At 57.6% G+C, this 17,072-nt stretch carries 13 protein-coding genes; 4 read left to right on the top strand and 9 right to left on the bottom strand.

Annotation, left to right across the window (positions count from 1 at the left end; translation table 11 throughout):
• Positions 1-9: 9 nt before the first annotated feature.
• Genes holB through JIF53_RS01025 form a run of 3 tightly spaced genes read right to left on the bottom strand, consistent with a single transcriptional unit; the run spans position 10 to position 4,143 of the window.
• The gene (gene holB / locus JIF53_RS01035; protein ID WP_011785059.1) at positions 10-1,041 is read right to left on the bottom strand and encodes a DNA polymerase III subunit delta'; all 1,032 of its coding nucleotides are present in this window, start codon (positions 1,039-1,041) and stop codon (positions 10-12) included.
• Positions 1,034-3,124 (bottom strand): transglutaminase TgpA family protein, encoded by a 2,091-nt coding sequence (locus JIF53_RS01030; RefSeq protein ID WP_199451643.1) that lies wholly within the window; start codon positions 3,122-3,124, stop codon positions 1,034-1,036. The genes holB and JIF53_RS01030 overlap by 8 nt, the downstream gene beginning before the upstream one ends.
• Positions 3,121-4,143: a DUF58 domain-containing protein gene (locus JIF53_RS01025; protein ID WP_199451642.1), complete on the bottom strand. Its 1,023-nt coding sequence runs from the start codon at positions 4,141-4,143 to the stop codon at positions 3,121-3,123. The genes JIF53_RS01030 and JIF53_RS01025 overlap by 4 nt, the downstream gene beginning before the upstream one ends.
• Before the next feature lie 254 nt (positions 4,144-4,397).
• Here JIF53_RS01025 and JIF53_RS01020 point away from each other — a divergent pair, with 254 nt between their 5' ends.
• On the top strand, positions 4,398-5,009 hold the full coding sequence (locus JIF53_RS01020; protein WP_199451641.1) for a hypothetical protein: 612 nt from the start codon (positions 4,398-4,400) through the stop codon (positions 5,007-5,009).
• A 127-nt stretch (positions 5,010-5,136) separates the two neighbouring features.
• Here JIF53_RS01020 and JIF53_RS01015 read toward each other — a convergent pair whose 3' ends face one another.
• Complete coding sequence (locus tag JIF53_RS01015) at positions 5,137-5,955, bottom strand: DUF6160 family protein (RefSeq protein ID WP_153739930.1); 819 nt, start codon at positions 5,953-5,955, stop codon at positions 5,137-5,139.
• A 158-nt stretch (positions 5,956-6,113) separates the two neighbouring features.
• A complete protein-coding gene (locus tag JIF53_RS01010) occupies positions 6,114-6,662 on the bottom strand; it encodes a hypothetical protein (protein WP_153739931.1) in 549 nt (182 codons plus the stop codon).
• A 216-nt stretch (positions 6,663-6,878) separates the two neighbouring features.
• Here JIF53_RS01010 and pabB point away from each other — a divergent pair, with 216 nt between their 5' ends.
• A complete protein-coding gene (gene pabB, locus JIF53_RS01005) occupies positions 6,879-8,228 on the top strand; it encodes an aminodeoxychorismate synthase component I (protein WP_199451640.1) in 1,350 nt (449 codons plus the stop codon).
• A gap of 48 nt (positions 8,229-8,276) precedes the next feature.
• On the opposite strand, the gene thrH is transcribed toward pabB, so the two are convergent.
• Positions 8,277-8,891 (bottom strand): bifunctional phosphoserine phosphatase/homoserine phosphotransferase ThrH, encoded by a 615-nt coding sequence (gene thrH / locus JIF53_RS01000; protein WP_011785066.1) that lies wholly within the window; start codon positions 8,889-8,891, stop codon positions 8,277-8,279.
• A 206-nt stretch (positions 8,892-9,097) separates the two neighbouring features.
• Between thrH and JIF53_RS00995 the strand changes: the two genes are divergently transcribed.
• Complete coding sequence (locus JIF53_RS00995) at positions 9,098-9,823, top strand: phosphoadenylyl-sulfate reductase (protein WP_023010090.1); 726 nt, start codon at positions 9,098-9,100, stop codon at positions 9,821-9,823.
• 73 nt (positions 9,824-9,896) lie between these two features.
• Here JIF53_RS00995 and cysB read toward each other — a convergent pair whose 3' ends face one another.
• Complete coding sequence (cysB, locus tag JIF53_RS00990) at positions 9,897-10,874, bottom strand: HTH-type transcriptional regulator CysB (RefSeq protein ID WP_011785068.1); 978 nt, start codon at positions 10,872-10,874, stop codon at positions 9,897-9,899.
• Between the two features lie 260 nt (positions 10,875-11,134).
• Here cysB and JIF53_RS00985 point away from each other — a divergent pair, with 260 nt between their 5' ends.
• Entirely contained in the window at positions 11,135-13,885 is a 2,751-nt protein-coding gene (locus tag JIF53_RS00985) for a LuxR C-terminal-related transcriptional regulator (protein WP_199451639.1), read from the top strand.
• 250 nt (positions 13,886-14,135) lie between these two features.
• Here JIF53_RS00985 and dinG read toward each other — a convergent pair whose 3' ends face one another.
• On the bottom strand, positions 14,136-16,313 hold the full coding sequence (gene dinG, locus JIF53_RS00980) for an ATP-dependent DNA helicase DinG (protein ID WP_199451638.1): 2,178 nt from the start codon (positions 16,311-16,313) through the stop codon (positions 14,136-14,138).
• Positions 16,313-17,071: a general secretion pathway protein GspB gene (locus tag JIF53_RS00975; protein WP_199451637.1), complete on the bottom strand. Its 759-nt coding sequence runs from the start codon at positions 17,069-17,071 to the stop codon at positions 16,313-16,315. The genes dinG and JIF53_RS00975 overlap by 1 nt, the downstream gene beginning before the upstream one ends.
• Position 17,072: the final 1 nt, after the last annotated feature.

The raw sequence follows: 17,072 nt of genomic DNA, 5'->3' as shown, positions 1-17,072 counted from the left end.
GAACAACGCTCACGTTGTCTGCCGCTTCCGGGGCATCAACTCCCGCCAGGCCAGTAGAAGCTGAGTGGCCTCAAGCTCCGGGCTTGCGTTATATATGCCCGCACTCCGGCTTTCCCGAACCCGCTCCATCAATTGATGAGCGCGCCACGGCGGGTTGGCTCTGGCCAGATAGCCCAACATGTCTGCTGCCTCCGGGTCCTGAACTTCGCCCCCGGCACTGCACCGGGCCAGGTCCGCGGCCCAGCTTTCAAACAGCCATAATGTATCGTCCAGTCCCAGCGTTTTGAAGCGGCGGGCGGCGTCCCCTACCGTCATCTGGCCTTTCATGAACTGTCGAAATGCCTCGAAGGCCTCATCCCTCTGCGCAAGAAACTCGCCAGTGGCATACTCCAGCGCCAGCCTGGGAGCATTACCCGCCAGCATCAGGCTTTTGGCCAGAGTGTCCGGCGACGGGCGGATGGATTCCTCCAACTCGGATACCCGGGCAGACAGCCATCGCCCGGCATCCTCGGCATCAGGTAACGGTATGGTCAGGGCCTGGCAGCGGGATCGTATGGTGGGAAGTACCGGCCGCCCGGATTCCTGGAGCAGCAACAGGGTCACATCCGGCAAAGGCTCTTCCAGGGTTTTCAGCAATGCGTTGGCGGCGTTGATGTTGAGCTGATCCGCCCGGTCGACTATGGCCACCTTGCGGTGTGCAACCTGTGGCGAGGCCACGGCAAACGTCGAGAGCGCGCGGATCTGATCCACTTTCACCATCCGGGACTTTTCCGGTGAATACACCCGGACATCAGGATGGCTGTTCGCCGCGATCAACTGACACTGACGACACTGACCGCACGCAATCGGTGCTCCGTCGTCGAGGCCGACCTGCTGGTCGCACAACAGCAGCCCAGCGACGGCTTCTGCCCACGCCCTTTTCCCGACGCCCTGCTCACCAACGACCAGCAGCGCGTGAGGCAACCGATCCTGGGCCAGACGTTGCTGCACCGTGCTCCAGGCGCGGCCGAGCCAGGGCATGTCCTTCGCGATATCAGTCATGTCGGAACGTCCGTGAAGCGGGTTCAGGTTTACGACGGAGCTGTCGTTTCATCGTTTTCAATAGCCGGGTAAGCCTGCGCGCTTCGTGCGCGGAAGCTTCCTGTGTTGAGGCCGTATAGTAATGGCTGTTTACCGCCCGGGCAAAGAGACGGACCGAAGATTCAACCTCCGGGCGCGCATTAGCCAGGCGTTCTGCCAGCGTCGCAGGGGTTTCACCGGTACGGACCGGCACGCCAACCTGTTCGCACAGCCGATGCCAGGCCAACACCACCCGACCGAATGCATCCTTGCGGGCGCCGCGGCGAATCGAAAGAGCCGAGACAACACCTGCGATCAGCAGGGTGAAGCCAACCACTCCGGCCGTCAGGTAGCCAAGTTCCTTGAGCCCGAAATTGCCCGGCAACCGGGACATCAGATCCATCTGACTCTGCCCCTGGTAACCTACCACCCATCGCTGCCAGTGATAATTGATGCGATCGAGCTGGAGCGACGCCCATTGCAGGATCGCGACATCACCGTAGCGCTGCGGCGAGGTCAAATCATTTTCCAGGAACGAGCCCTCATCGGCCACCGCATCCCGCAATCCGGATTCAATCCTGCTTGGCGCAATGGCAGCTGTCGGGTCCACCCTCACCCAGCCCTGGCCTTCCAGCCACACCTCCACCCAGGCGTGGGCATCGTACTGACGGACAATGAGGTAATCTCCGCCCGCCCCGGCGTCGCCGCCCTGATAGCCGACCACAATTCGGGCAGGAATCCCGGCGGCCCGGAAGACAAAGGTCGCCGCACCGGCATAGTGAGCACAAAAGCCCCGTTTTTCATCAAACAACAGCGCATCAATACCGTCGTCTGGCATGGTGGGCGGGCGCAACGTATAGAAATAGGCTTGCTCCCGAAAACGCCGGAGCAACGTGTTGACGACTTCCCAATGGGACAGATCTTGAGACAGTTTTCGTGCCAGCTCCCGGGCCCGGGGGTTCCCGGATGGAGGAAGCTGGAGATAGCGCCGAGTTTCTGCCGGGGAAAGGGCTTCAGCCGGCGCTGGCACAGCGGAAACCCGGGCCAGGCGATAACGCACCGGGCTGTCGGCGGGGCGCTGAAAGCGGAACAAATCCTCCGGCGTACTTACCACGTTGCCCGAGACGGCTACCGAGTTCTCCAGAGCAAACGCCCACCGCTGGTCTGTTGGCTCCAGCAGGATATCGTATTCATTACTTCGCAACGGCCCGACACCACCGTCGTTGTCTACCCTGGCTGGCCGTCGGAAACCGTCGGGGTCGCTCTGGCGCCAGGTCTCATCATCCAGATAATCGAGAATCAGACCCCGCCAGTAACGTTCCCGATATGGTGGCGACTCGCCCCCGAAGGTTACCCGGAACGCCCTTTCACTACTCTGGGCCAGATTGGAAATATCGCCTGGTCGCATGGTATCGGAAATCCCACTGCGGGCCTGGCCGGACACCAACGGAACACTCCAGAGCGGCGCCATGCGTGGGAAAAAGACAAACAGAAGGACAACCACTGGCAGCGTTTTCAGTAGCAGCAAACCCAGGCGCTTCCAGCCAGCCCTGAGACTACCGGGTAGATCCGGTGCATTGAGAATCTGGAGGCCCACCATCAGGCACCCAATGGCGGCGAACGTTAGCAATGCCCAGGCAATGTCCTGTTTGAACAGGAAGTTCACGGCCGCAAGGTAAACCTGAATAAAAAACAACACATAGAAATCCCTGGCGGACCGGGTTTCGAGCCATTTCAACCCAACGGCCAACACAAAGAACGAAGCGGCGGTATCCACGGTGAACCGCCCCTGCACTGTGGCCGCATAAACACTAATCAAAGTCACCATGATTCCTGTGCGGAGCAGTCGCCCTGGCAGTTTCACGCGGCCCTTTTGTGCCAACCAGCGCCAGCCCGCCAGCACAGCACAGGCCGCGATGAGCCACCAGGGCAGCCGATCCCATTGGGGAACCAGCAGCAGTGCAAAACTGGCAATCAACCACAAAAGCGCGTTACCGGGGATGGCTTCGATGGATGCCTGTTCTGCCGGTTTTGCGGAGAAAACTCTGGCTATGGTCGATCTCATCCAGACACTCCCGCTTTCGCATTTTCGGCCTGACGGGTACCAAAAGGCTGACCACCGGGATCCCTTGGCGGTTGCTCGCCCCACACCGCTAGCGCGCGCAGGCAACGCTCTCCATGCAGGGAGCCAGTGTCCGGCTCAATGGTATCGCCGGGCAAACTGAGACCGAACCTTGCGTTTTTCTGAACCCGGTCTGCCACCATCCAGGCCAGATAACTCAGCCGCAACTCGGTATCAACACCCGGAAAGGCATGAAAATCCAGCCAGTGCGGACTGCCCTGCTCGCCCTGCCAGTCGGCCACAATCATCTGGCCTGAGCGGGCAAAGCGTTTCCACATGACCCGCTGACTCATATCGCCTTCACGCCAGGGCCGAAGGTCGGCATTGTCCTGGCCGGCCACAGGCGCAGACGACGCGGCCTCGCTACCATCCTGCACGGTTCCGGCAGCATCGGGTGCCACCAAAGGCCTGGGAAAGGCCACTCCGGCAGACGAAGGACGCAACCAGGACCAGGCCTTTAAAAGCCCGAACGGAAAACGGGTTTCGATACGGATCCGATCCGGACGAAGATAGCCGCGATGGGCAGACGGCACTGGCAGCACCACGTCCCGGGATTCACCCGGCGATACATGCACGCTCTCAACCGATGAATCCTCAACCGACAGGCTCAGGCCAAGGCCTGGGTCCTTGCCTGCAGTTACCCGCAGCACAAACGGAATGTCATCACCCGCCCGACCTTCACCGGGACGGACCAGGGCAACAGAAAGACCGGACAGATTTCTGTGGGTCTGGTGCATGGCTCCCACAAACAAGGCTCCGAGAATAAACGTAAGCAGATAGATAAGGCTGTTCTGGTAATTGATTCCGGTAATCAGCATAACCAACAGCAACAAGCCGTACACCACGCCGGCCGCGGTGGGCAGAATGAAGATGTTCTTCTGGCTGAGGGTCTGGCTGTCTGCTCTCGGGATTCGGCGATTGATCCATCGTCGCCAACGGGCGTTTAAAGAGTTTCGCATCATGCTCCTGCGACTGGGTTCAGGCCCAAAAGTTCATGGAATGTGGTTGCCAGTAATCCGGACATAAAACCATAAAAATAATGGTTCCTTAACTATTTACCCTCGAGCACCGGATTCTGATCACACACCAGGCACTTTACGGTTGAAAAACTGTCGGACAAACCGAATACTGAAAAGTGATAGTATGAAGCGTATTGACTGAAGCAGTACACTCAGCAGCGCCTCTTTTGAACAGATTCAGCATGAGGCATTCACAAATGCGTCGCACACTGCTTGCAGCCGCGATCACGGCCACCACATTCACACCGTCCTGGGCCGGTGTACAAACCATGACCTCCGACGAGATGGTAGAAACCTACGTGGAGGATTCCGCCGTTATTGTTGTCCCGCGTCAACAACAGAAGTCCGAGACGGATCGGGAAAAAATCATTCGTGCGCTCACTATTTCGCCGGGCGAGCCCGTTCTGAGCGAAGCGGAAGAGGAAGCGTATCGGGAAGCTCTTCAGCGCTATCTTGATGAGGGCAAGAAAGATGCGCTGTCCGATGCCGAAGAGGAGTTCCTGCGCAGAGCGCTGCTGCTTCCTGTCGACGAATTGGCCAGAGCACAGCCACCGGCGGACTTCACCCCAAGGACACTGCCCATTATCTTTGGTCAGCAACCGGAAATTCCAGATGAGCCCTTCACCCAGACGTTCCTGAATGATCAGTTGGGCATTGGCTTCGATGGCCAGAATCTGAATTTCAGTATCGGTAATCCCCCGGGCATTGATCAGATCCAGATCCCCGAAGCAATCAACGAAGGCCCGATTACATTGACCCCCCGCCCGGGCGGAGGGTTTGACCTTTCCATTAAGGTGCCCGACCAGTAATTACCCAATCCCTGAAACGAAAAGCGGCGACCAGAACGGTCGCCGTTTTTTTGTCTGCTGATTCGGTCAGACAAAAAAACGCCCCGCGGTGCGGGGCGCTATCACCACTTTAAGGTGTCAGGTCAACTTACTGGTGACCATAAACCTTCATAGTGGTGTTGGTCACAGCCAGGTTGTCTACACGGAAAGAACCGATAGACTCACCGCCGATCTCAACCGCGCCAACACCGATGTCAGCTACGAACTGAGGAATGGTGATCTCCAGAGCGTCGCCACCGGTGGCGGCAGAGGTGCCCTTGCCAACAGTGATCTGCGCTTGGGCGAACATGCTTGCTGCATCAACTGGTCCACCGCTCTCGAAGTAAGTAGCGCCGTAAACGGTGAGGTCACGTACGTTCACACCCAGGAAGTCCACGTCCATATCCATGTCAGTCACGTTGAAGCCAACGTTCATGATCAGGTTGTCAGTGGCGGTATCCACACGGATGTTCAGCAGGCCGAGGTTACCCTCGATACCGATGTTGCTGGCCAGCAGAGTGGAGTCACCGCTGCCGTCAGTGGCGTTCAGAGAGGCAGAACCAACAGCCATGGCGAAGTCGATCGGAGCGCCAGAGATGCTGTGAACATCAATGAACGCGTCACCGTCGGCTTCTACGTCGATGTCGATAACCAGGTCATCCAGCATGCCGGATACGCCAGTTACCGCGCCGTTGGCATCACGCTCAACGGAGCCGCCACCGATGGAGATGTCGTTAACTGCCAGGTAACCTTCGTCAGTGTAGCGGAACTCACCGATGGAAACTTCGGTTTCCAGTTCGATGGTCACACCGGCCTGACCGGTCACGTTACCCATGGTGGTGTCGTCAAGCGCTTTCAGATCAGCTTGAGCGGCAAAAGGAGCTGCAGCAACGGCCGTTGCCAGTGCGATTTTTTTCAGGCCTTTCATAACGTTCTCCTAATTGGAACAGTTTGTTGTTATTTCCATCTCATGCAGACTGTTTGGTGTACTTTTGTATCTGCACGGCTACAGAGTACTGCAGAGGTAACTGAATGTTCCGTGACCACCTTCACGTAATCGATACTTGGATTGTCGGACACAAACCACTATTCAGCCGGCTCTTCATCGACATTGATGTTGAAGATCTTGTTCTCCATCTCCACAACCACCTGCTCGCCAAAAAACGCTTTACCTTCATCAATGGTAAAAGGCACCAGTTGGGCCAGCGTTGGTCCGAAGATATGCTCCATCTCGACCACCAGTACCCGGTCCGCCTCCGACTCTTTATTGGGATTGGCCGTTGTGTAGAACACTGCGGTCGCGCCGATCTTGCCTTTCTTTACCAGTGCAACGAGCGAACGCCGGAGTACCTCAAGGGCAACATCCGCCGGCATTTCCTCAATCTGCTTGATCCGAATCGTTTTGGTCTTGTCTCCAGTGTCGGTTACCACGGCAAACGGTTTTACCCCGCCAGTCACCACGATCCGGTTTTCAAGGTCATCGACCCCCTTCTGGTACATCCGCTCAAACTGCTCCTGAATCATCTCCTTGATTTCAGTTTCAGACGGCTGCTGGGCATTGGCGTATCCGGGTGCCATCAGCAGGGGAACCAGAAACATCAGGAAGGTCATCAAACGGGATTTTAGCTGTGTCATACCTACTCCACTTTCCTCTGAAAGCTCGCGCAACAGGAGCGCACGGCTTTTACATTGTTTTTATGCTGGGGGTGCCCTGCTATCTCGGTTAGAATAGCCACCGGCTTTTTCTCCCCGTCCCAACAGGACGCTATTTCATTAGATCAGTGCCGCCGCAAACGCTACAACGCTGTTTTTGTGGCCTGTTTATCATTTCAGCAAGATTCCGGAGGACCCTTGGGCCGGGCAACAACGCGGGAACTTACCCGGGCGACCTACCACCAGCTTATGATGCATGCCTGCCGGGCACCCGATTTCGTCTTTCTGGGTAGCACAGGCGATAGCGCCCGTCGCGGCACCTTATGTGGCTTCTCGGCCATGGCCGTGTGCTCGCAGGAACTGACTGGTGACAGTTCGGCCCCCATTGATACCGCCAGTCTAGCCCGGGAAATGGAAGAGCGGGCCGCACCATTTCAGGTAGAGCGCGGTACCGACCCGAATCATCTCCCTGGTGGCTGGATCGGCTATCTGGGGTACGAGCTGGGCTACGCCCGGGAGCGGCGACTGGCTCAACTGCGCCACGCCTCCACTGTTCCGTTAATGCATGCCGGGCTCTATCTCTGGACCGCTAGTTTTGACCGGAATAGCGGCCGCTACTGGCTCTGGATTCACCCGGCATGCCCTGCTTCGATTCAGGACCAGATTGAACAATGGCTGTCGGCCCCGGCAAACCACCAGATGCACTGGCATATGAAAGCCCCGTTCGCTCCGGCGCAAACGCCAGGAGAAGTCAAGTCGGGTGTCGAAGCCATCAAGCGCTATATAGAAGCTGGCGATTGCTATCAGGCCAATCTGTCCCAGGCATTCACTGGCCGATTCTGCGGTGATCCATGGCTGGCCTTCGAGAAGCTTACGGGCGCCAACCCGACGCCCTACAGCGCCTTCCTGAGAGCCGGAGACGACTCGATTCTTTCCATATCGCCAGAGCGGTTTCTGAAAATAGATCAGGGCGTAGTCCAGACCAGCCCCATCAAAGGTACACGCCCCCGGGGCTCCTCGCCGGAATCCGATATCAAATTGGCGAATGAACTTCAGGCATCCGAGAAAGACCGTGCCGAGAACCTGATGATTGTGGACCTGTTGCGGAATGATCTCAGCCTCCACGCTGAGGCCGGAAGCGTGCAGGTTGATCAGCTGTTTGCCCTTGAGTCCTACGCCAATGTCCACCACCTGGTGAGCCATATCAAGGCCAGTTTAAAACCGGGAATCAGCCCGCTTCAGGCGTTGTTTGATGCATTTCCTGGCGGCTCCATCACTGGCGCTCCGAAAATCCGGGCGATGGAAATCATTCGCGAACTGGAACCACACTGGCGCGGGCCCTATTGCGGGTCTGTCTTCTATTACGGGCTTGATGGTCGGCTGGACAGCAACATCGCGATACGAACCCTGCTGTGCGAGTCCAGCGGTAGGATTCGTTGTTGGGGGGGCGGAGGCATTGTGGCGGATTCGGACCCGGAGGCCGAGTATCAGGAGACACTCACCAAGGTCAAACCGCTGATGGATTTTCTGGAAAAGCTGAAGCTCTGATCTGCACCACAACCTCACAGCCGCGGCACAGATCAGCGTTTCGGACGATCAGGCGCTGTGAATCGCGCTCGCCTTCAGGAATTCCTGTTTCAGATCGTCAAAATTGTGTACCGCCGGGAACTGCGGGAACTCATCAATAACGTTCTGGGGCGCGTGGAACAGAATGCCCGCCTCTGCCTGGCCGAGCATAGTGGTATCGTTATAGGAGTCACCAGCGGCAATCACCCGGTAGTTCAACAACTGGAATGCGCGTACGGACTGGCGTTTCGGATCCCGCTGCCGCAGCAGATAGTTGGTGATCTGGCCGCTCTCCGCTACCTCCAGCTTGTGACACAACAACGCCGGATAGCCGAGTTTCTTCATCAGCGGCATGGCGAACTCGTAAAAGGTATCCGACAGAATCACCACCTGGAAACGCTCACGCAGCCAGTCGAGGAATTCCCGGGCACCCGGCAGCGGGTCCAGAGTACCGATGACTTCCTGGATTTCCGGCAGCCCATAGCCGTGCTGGTCCAGAATGCGCAGGCGCTGCTTCATCAAGACATCGTAATCAGGGATATCCCGGGTGGTTGCCTTGAGTTCTTCAATGCCGGTTTTTTCTGCAAAGGCGATCCAGATTTCCGGGATGAGTACGCCCTCAAGGTCAAGACATGCGAGTTCCACAACGGTCTCCTGAACGATAAATAAAAAGATGAGGCACCTGCGCCCCGGTTGGTGGGCGTATGATATGAAAAAGCGCGGCCAAATGCATCGTGTATCCGGTGTTGCCCATCTTTGATGGCATAAAGATATAGATCCTCATTCCTTCAGGGCATTAAAGGTTTACTGCTAAGCTAGCCACACAAATTATTGGTACAGACTGGATGATTATGACTGATATCGACTCTCTCCGGGCCGAACTGGATGGTCAAAGCCCCAGGGCGATCCTGAAAGCCGCCCTCGCCCACTATGGCAACATTGCCATTTCGTTCAGTGGCGCCGAGGACGTCGTGCTGATCGAAATGGCTCACAAACTGACCGACAATCTCAGGGTGTTTACCCTGGATACCGGCCGACTGCACGCGGAAACCTACGAGTTTGTCGATCGGGTGCGAAAACACTACGGCATCGATATTGAAGTCCTGTTCCCGGATGCCAAAGAAGTTCAGGACATGGTCAACCGCAAAGGCCTGTTCAGTTTTTACGAAGAGGGTCATTCGGAATGCTGTGGTATCCGAAAGGTTAACCCGCTGCGCCGTAAGCTTGCCACTCTGGATGCCTGGGTCACGGGCCAGCGTCGGGACCAGAGCCCCGGTACCCGGAATGAGGTGCCGGTGGTCCAGCTGGACACCGCCTTCTCAACTGATGCAAAGCCACTGATAAAATTTAACCCGCTGGCAAACTGGAGCTCCAAAGAAGTCTGGGATTACATCCGCATGTCTGAGGCGCCCTATAACCGTCTACACGAGCAGGGCTTCGTCAGTATTGGTTGCCAGCCTTGCACCCGTCCGGTGCTCCCTGGACAGCACGAGCGCGAAGGACGCTGGTGGTGGGAAGAAGCCACACACAAGGAATGTGGTCTGCATGCCGGCAACCTGATCGGCAAGTCTGGCTGAACCGCCCGAAGCTGTGCCCACAAAAAAGCCCGCGTCGCCTTAACGGCCCGCGGGCTTTTCATTGGCCCCAACCTCAGTAGGTAGGCAGCTCGATATCCTTGAACAGTTCCTGAATCTCGGAACGGCTGCCCTGGTGAGCCACGGCTTCATCCACCTTTTGCTTGGTGAGATGGGGCGCGAACCGCTCCATGAAGTCATACATATAGCCCCGCAGGAAGGTGCCTTTGCGGAAGCCAATACGGGTGACCGAGGGCCTGAAAAGCTTGCTGGCGTCCAGCGCCACGAGATCGGTATCCACCTTGGGATCGAACGCCATACTGGCAATAATGCCGACCCCCAGCCCCAATCGCACGTAAGTCTTAATGACATCGGCATCAGCTGCAGTGAACACCACTTTCGGGGTCAGTCCCCGTGACTGGAATGCCTCATCCAGCTTGGACCGCCCGGTGAACCCGAATACGTAGGTAACCAGCGAATACTCCGCCAGTTCCTCCAGTGTGAGTTCCTGGCCCTTGGCCAGAGGATGATCCTTGGGAACGATCACGCAGCGATTCCACTTATAGCAGGGCATCATGATCAGGTCGTTGAACAGGTCCATGCCTTCAGTGGCAATGGCAAAATCCACCGCACCGTTGGCGGCCATCTCTGAGATCTGCATCGGCGTGCCCTGATGCATATGCAGGGACACATCCGGGTATTCCTCGATAAAGCCCCGGATCACCGGCGGCAACGCATAACGCGCCTGGGTGTGGGTGGTCGCGATGCTCAGGTCGCCTTTACGCTGGTTACTGAACTCCTGGGCGATTTTCTTGATGCCTTCGACCCGACGCAGGATCTCCCCTGCCTCCCGGATGATGATCTCGCCGCCGGGAGTAATGCGGGTCAGGTGCTTGCCGCTTCGAGCAAACACCTCAAGCCCCAGCTCGTCTTCGAGCAAACGAATCTGTTTGGAGATGCCCGGTTGTGAAGTGAACAGGCTCTGGGCGGTGGCGGACACATTCAGGTCGTGGTGCGCAACTTCCCAGATATAACGCAGCTGTTGTAATTTCATTAATTCTGTCGCTCCCTGGATTTCCGGCCCTGAGTCAGTGCCTCAGGCTCAACTCGAGAACCCTGGTGGATTCATAACCGAATAATACGCATAAAGGATCAATTTTTCATTCTTTTTTGATATACAAGACAATCTGTATTCAGTGTAGACCAAATCTCTGGTTTCGCTGGCCCGACAATACCTTGCGTCAACACAGCCCTTGACTTGTGTGTGACAAAGCACACAATCGCTAATCAAACATGCCCAGATCCCGGGAAGCCATGCTGCTGACAACCAAATTCCTCCGGCCAACACCCGATTCCAGAGCCGTTCAACGTCAACGGCTGGATACCCTGCTGCAACCGGAATCCGGCAAACGACTGAATCTGGTTATTGCTCCGGCGGGTTATGGCAAGACCACACTGGTCAGCCAGTGGTGCGCCGGCAACAGCATGCCCACCGCCTGGCTCTCACTGGACGAGCAGGACGACAAGCCAAGGCAGTTCTGGCAGTACGTGATTGGCGCCTTCGAGCATGCCGGCCTGATCGGACTGGAGGACTGCAAGAAGCTGTTGGCCAGGCAGGACGACGACGAGCTCACACCCGCCATTACCAGCCTTTTGAATGTTCTCGCGGCAGATGGCAATGCCTGGTCTCTGGTGGTGGATGACTACCACGTTATCAGTAACGACACCCTTCATCGCCAACTCGCGTGGTTTCTGGACTATCTGCCACCCGGTATCCTGGTGACCCTGGCGTCACGAACTGAGCCACCGCTGCCACTGGCCCGCTGGCGAGTCCGCCGCCAGGTCCAGGACATCCACCCCGGTCTGCTGGCGTTTTCCGAAGAGGAATGTCAGGAATTCTTCCGCAGTACGATGGCCATGGAGCTGTCCGAGGACGACATTCGGTCGATATGCCGTAAAACCGAAGGCTGGGTCGCCGCCATGCAGCTCTCAGCATTGGCCGGGAAGAAAGAAGCCGTCCTGCCCGGTCAGGCCCTGGGCTCACCGGACAGCCGACTGATTTCCGATTATGTCCTTACAGAAGTGCTTGAGCAGCTTCCCGAAGATCTGACGGACTTCCTGCTGGAAACGGCTTGTTGTCCGCGCTTATGCGCCCCTTTGTGCAATTCCGTCAGGCAACGCCAGGACAGTCAGGAAAAGCTGTCCAGCCTTCTGTCCCAGAATCTCTTTCTGATCCCGCTGGACAACAGCAACGAGTGGTTCCGTTACCACGACCTGTTTCGGGAAGCCCTGTTACAGCGAATCCAGAGTGCCGCCCCCTCCCATGCCTCGGAACTGCAATCCCGAGCCATTGACTGGCTACTGCGCCATGGCCATGTCCAGGAAGGGATTGTCCAGATTGTCCGGCGCAACGATACCGACCATCTGGCGGCGGTTCTGGCGGAACACGGCAACAACCTGATTCATGGCGGCTATCACCTTCCGGTACTTGAATGGCTGGATGCTATCCCTGCCCACAAGATTCAGGACAGCCCGCAACTGCAGATGCTCAGAATCTGGGGCCTGTTTTTCGCAAACCGGGTTGAAAGCCTTGACCCGCTTCTGCTGGAAGTTGAGGACCTGCTGGACCGCCGTGTTGCCGATTCACACCCGGACGCGGAAGGCGCCCTGGCGTTGCACAGCGAGATTTCGCTGGTGAGATCCTACCTGGCCCGCACCCGCAACGATGAGAAAAACGCCTCGGATCTTACCCGACAGGTACTCAAGGACATTGATCAGATCAGCATTCCCCTGAAGTCCGTCACCTATTACGGGTTGGGCCTGGATTATTTCGGCAAGGGCGAACTCAATGATGCCGAGGAGGCTCTGGAGTCTGCCGTTCATTATGGCCAGGTAGAACGCAAAGCCAGTACGGTTCTGTCATCCGGCGGTCTGCTCGCCTGGATTCAATACCACCGTGGCGATACCGATCTTGCTCTTGAGACGACTGGGCGAGTACGACAATGGGTAGACGAACACTATTCCGACCCCAGCCAGCCGAGATTGATCTCCTGCTGGCAAAACAGTGCATTGACAGAAATCTATCGCGAGCGAAACCAGATCAGCACCGCCGACGGATACCTGGCCCCCCTGCTCGATCATGTACGAAAGGGTACCGAACCGGGCCAGCATGTGGTGATCCAGTACGTACGGGGACACCTCGCCTTTACCCGGGGTGACCTGGAAACGGCGGTTGAGGCACTGGAAGATGCCGTGACAACCGGCCGGCGCCGGAGGGAACACATTGTATTCGAGCCCCCGGCCGCTTCCGCGTTGCTGGCAAGGTGCTACCTGAGTTCCGGCCATGCCGAAAAAGCTCGCGCCTGTTTGCAGCCCACCCTGGATCAACCAGCCACCAACCCGCTAAACCGGGAGCAGAACCAGATTGCCCTGGCCCGGGTACAGAATGCACTGGGCGAATATCAGCAGGCTCAGGACACCCTGTCCGCCCTGATACCAGCCGCAGAACGCAACGCGCACAATCGACACCTGGTAGAGATTTTACTGGTGTACGCCGAGGCGCTGGCCCACGAGGGCCGCAATGACGAGTCCGATGCCATGCTGGAGAAAGCACTGGACCGGGCCGAAAACGCAGGCTTTCTGCGCCTGTTTGCGGAAGAGAGCACTGCACTACGGGACATGCTACTGGATTTTCCCAGACTACGAACCCCGGGGCGGTGGAACCGGGAACTGCTCGGGATGCTCAGGGATCTGGCCGTCGGACAGCCTGGCGAGGCGCCTTTTAATGGCTCCCAGGAAGCCAATCACCCCATCGATACTGCCCGCCCGGGGGGCGAGACTGTAAATGTCCTGACAGAACCGTTGAGCCAGCGTGAGCAGGAAGTTCTCGTGCTGATCCACCAGGGGCTTGCCAACAAAGAAATTGCTGAGCGCATGTCCGTTGCCCCGGCTACCGTGAAAGCGCACATCAGGAACCTGTACGGCAAGCTCGGCGTGAGCCGGCGCACCGAGGCGCTGGCGAAAGCAAGGGAGGTGGGGTTGCTGGAGGATGTCGCAAAAACGTGATGAATATCACATTTGACACCAATTAAGCCTGGTCACTACGCCCTTTGGACGATCCGTTTACGCCCCTTTAAGCCCTATCATTTAACAATGGTGAGGTTAACGCCTTACCTCGAAATCTGAAATTCAGGCCTTCAGACTTCTTGTTCCGCGTTGTTTCGACGCCCGGGTTCGTTAAGAACCCCTTCCATGAGAGCCACCCCTTGCGGGCTGGCTCTTTTTTTATGGGTCAATTTACAGGCATGAGAGAAATCTAGTGTTCAATGATGCGGCGAAACGGCGGGAGTGCATCCAATAGCAACTGCCCGTAGCGTCGAGCCACAATCCTGCGGTCCAGAATGGTCACCCGCCCCGTGTCCTGTTCCGTTCGCAGCAGGCGGCCAACGGCCTGCACCAGTTTGACAGAAGCGTCCGGCACCGTGATTTCCATAAAGGGATTGCCTCCACGTTGGGTCACCCACTCGGCCAGACTGGCTTCAATGGGGTCATCCGGTACCGAAAAGGGCAATCGGGTGATCACCACGTGGTGCAGATAGCGCCCCGGCAGGTCAATGCCCTCTGCAAAACTGGCCACACCAAACAGTACACTGGGCTTACCTTCGTCAACCCGGCTGCAATGCAGCCTGAGCACCTCATTCTTGGCCATATCGTCTTGGGTCAGGATAAGTTCCGGGTACTCAGGCGCCAGCGCATCACGAACCTGCTGCATCTGACGGCGCGACGTAAACAGCACCAGTGTCGCCTTTTCTCCGGCCCAGAGCTCCGGTAAACGCTTGACCAAGGCATCGGCGAAACCATCGTCGGTAGGCATCGCGACCATGGCCGGCACTTCCACCGTCGCCATTTCGGCGTAACGGAAAGAACTGGGCACTACCAGATAACGGCTGGCCTCAGGCAATCCGGCTCGTGAACGAAGGCGATCAAAGCGCCCGAGCGCCGTCAGCGTGGCGCTGGTGAGCACCGCTCCGTAAGCTCTCGACCACAATCTCGAATAAAGCAGGTTATCGGCCAGTACCGGCGAGCTGAACAATGTAATGTCTTCAGCATGGTCCCAGCGCTGGCGCACTGCCCACCTTGCCGCCGGTGGGCCTTTACGGGCAGGAGCTTCGACCACCGGCTCCTCTTCATCACTGACGATGGCGACACCTTCGCTCCAGGCAATCCACAACCGCAGCTGATCTTCCGCCCTGGCATGAAAGGAACCTACTACCGGGTACCAGGAATCTGCTGTGTCCCGGTCCAGCTCCGGATCCTTGCGCTCATCGAATGCGCTCTGGAGTTCATCGACCAATGTTCCGAGGTGCCGACAAAGCCCTGCCGTGGCGATTCGTGTTTCCCCAGCCAGTTCGGCCAGCTTCTCGGGCAAGGCACCATCCGGATACCGCCACTGGGCACTGCGGCGCTCTTCGTTAAATTCCCAGCCGGTATTCTGCTCAACCTCTTCGTACACGCGAGTGAGTGCCAGATCCAGATCCCGACCCGCGGCACTGATCTTTTCAACCGCTTTGGCGGCCTGGGAGCCCGCTGGAAGCCAGGGCTGCATCTTGACCAGCGCCTGGGAAAGCTGTTTCAGCCATTGCCGGGTGGAGTTCAACGGCACCGACGCGGCGAAATGGTTCAGGGCCTTGTCGGGCAGATGATGGGCTTCATCGAAGATGAACAGCGCGTTCTCCGGCTCCGGAAGAATGGCGCCACCGCCCAGGGCCAGATCCGCCAGCACCAGGTCGTGATTGGCCACCACCACATCGGCATCGTCCAGATCCTTGCGGGCATCAAAGAACGCACAACTGTCAAAGTAGGCGCAGTGCCGGTTGGTGCACTGGCGATGATCAGTCGTCACCTGACGCCAGATTTCATCGGGAATCTGTTCCGGCCAGTGATCCCGGTCGCCGTCCCAGTCCCGGGAACCATAACTGGCAAGCATGTTCTCGAAGGTAGCCCGGCTACGGGCCTCGTCGTCTACCGGCTGATCCAACAGAAACAAGGGCATGGTATCGCTGTCACCATGGCCCTCATCGTGCAGCCTCGCTTCCAGTCGAGACATACACAGGTAACGACCACGGCCTTTGGCAAGAGTCCAGCTGAAATCCAGCTTGCTGTGTTTACGCAGGTCCGGCAGATCTTTCAGAACAATCTGATCCTGAAGCGCCACCGTGGCGGTGGAAATCACCAGAGTCTTGCCAAGGGCTTTCGCCACCGGAATGGCGGCGATGAGGTAGGCCAGCGTTTTACCTGTACCGGTCCCAGCCTCCACCACGCAGGTAGCTGGCGGGGAAGTGCGCTGGCCATCGTTGTCGGTGATCTCCCCCATGTACCGGGCAATCTCCGCAATCATCAAGCGCTGGCCATAACGGGCACGGATATCCTTGCCCGCCAACACATCCCGATAGGCTTGCTGAATTTGCTGTTTAACGTCCTCTGTCAGCGCCATTATCTCGGGCTCACCCAGTCACGTACGGTACCTACACGGAAAAACTGGCCGTTCTTGCTGAGCACCACACCGTCTTCGGTAATACGTTCTACCAACAGCGGCCCAAAGCCATCTCCCGGCTTCAGGTAATGGCCATTGATCATGACACGACTGGCGGAGGGATCAGATGCAAATATGTGACTGTTAAAGGTCAAATCAGGGACACTCTTCTGAAAAGAAAGGGGTAGTTCCACAAGGTGAGGCACCCTGCCCTGCGGCACCCGTTCCGTCAAGGCAGATTGTGGCAACGGCTCACTTTCGGACCGACTTGGAACAATGACGACAGGTTCGTCCCAGGACTGCTGGTTGACGCCGTACTCATCTGACATGGCATCATCACCTGCCTCAGTGACCACGCCTGTACCTTTTGCCTGAGACAGGTCCTGCCCTCCGGAAACCCGGACCGGATCCGCTATTTCAGTCTCTGCAAGCGGCTCAGGCTCAGGCTGAGCCGCCGGCACATCGGGTACCGATTCGGACTGTTCCTGGGCTACAGCAGGAGCCTCCTGCACCGTCACGATCTTTGCGTCTCGCTCCGGCCAGAACAACCAGGCAAGCACACCCGCGTTCACTAACAAGGCCAGCGCAACCCACACCACGGCCGATACCGGCTTACGTTTGGGGCGGTATACCATCTGTACCGGTTGCCCGAGATCAGGCGCTTTGCCCTGTCGGCGCTCCGCTTCGGATTTTCGGAGCGCATCGAGAATATACGACATA

This window comes from Marinobacter sp. bablab_jr008 (assembly GCF_016464145.1).
GTDB classification, from domain to species: domain Bacteria; phylum Pseudomonadota; class Gammaproteobacteria; order Pseudomonadales; family Oleiphilaceae; genus Marinobacter; species Marinobacter nauticus.
The sequence above is the reverse complement of the archived record's forward strand: the minus strand, read 5'-3'. Positions and strand labels throughout refer to the sequence as shown.

Coding starts and splice junctions, on each gene's coding strand:
- holB (WP_011785059.1), bottom strand. CDS start 1,041: ATGACTGATATCGCGAAGGACATGCCCTGGCTCGGCCGCGCCTGGAGC.
- JIF53_RS01030 (WP_199451643.1), bottom strand. CDS start 3,124: ATGAGATCGACCATAGCCAGAGTTTTCTCCGCAAAACCGGCAGAACAG.
- JIF53_RS01025 (WP_199451642.1), bottom strand. CDS start 4,143: ATGATGCGAAACTCTTTAAACGCCCGTTGGCGACGATGGATCAATCGC.
- JIF53_RS01020 (WP_199451641.1), top strand. CDS start 4,398: ATGCGTCGCACACTGCTTGCAGCCGCGATCACGGCCACCACATTCACA.
- JIF53_RS01015 (WP_153739930.1), bottom strand. CDS start 5,955: ATGAAAGGCCTGAAAAAAATCGCACTGGCAACGGCCGTTGCTGCAGCT.
- JIF53_RS01010 (WP_153739931.1), bottom strand. CDS start 6,662: ATGACACAGCTAAAATCCCGTTTGATGACCTTCCTGATGTTTCTGGTT.
- JIF53_RS00995 (WP_023010090.1), top strand. CDS start 9,098: ATGACTGATATCGACTCTCTCCGGGCCGAACTGGATGGTCAAAGCCCC.
- cysB (WP_011785068.1), bottom strand. CDS start 10,874: ATGAAATTACAACAGCTGCGTTATATCTGGGAAGTTGCGCACCACGAC.
- JIF53_RS00985 (WP_199451639.1), top strand. CDS start 11,135: ATGCTGCTGACAACCAAATTCCTCCGGCCAACACCCGATTCCAGAGCC.
- dinG (WP_199451638.1), bottom strand. CDS start 16,313: ATGGCGCTGACAGAGGACGTTAAACAGCAAATTCAGCAAGCCTATCGG.
- JIF53_RS00975 (WP_199451637.1), bottom strand. CDS start 17,071: ATGTCGTATATTCTCGATGCGCTCCGAAAATCCGAAGCGGAGCGCCGA.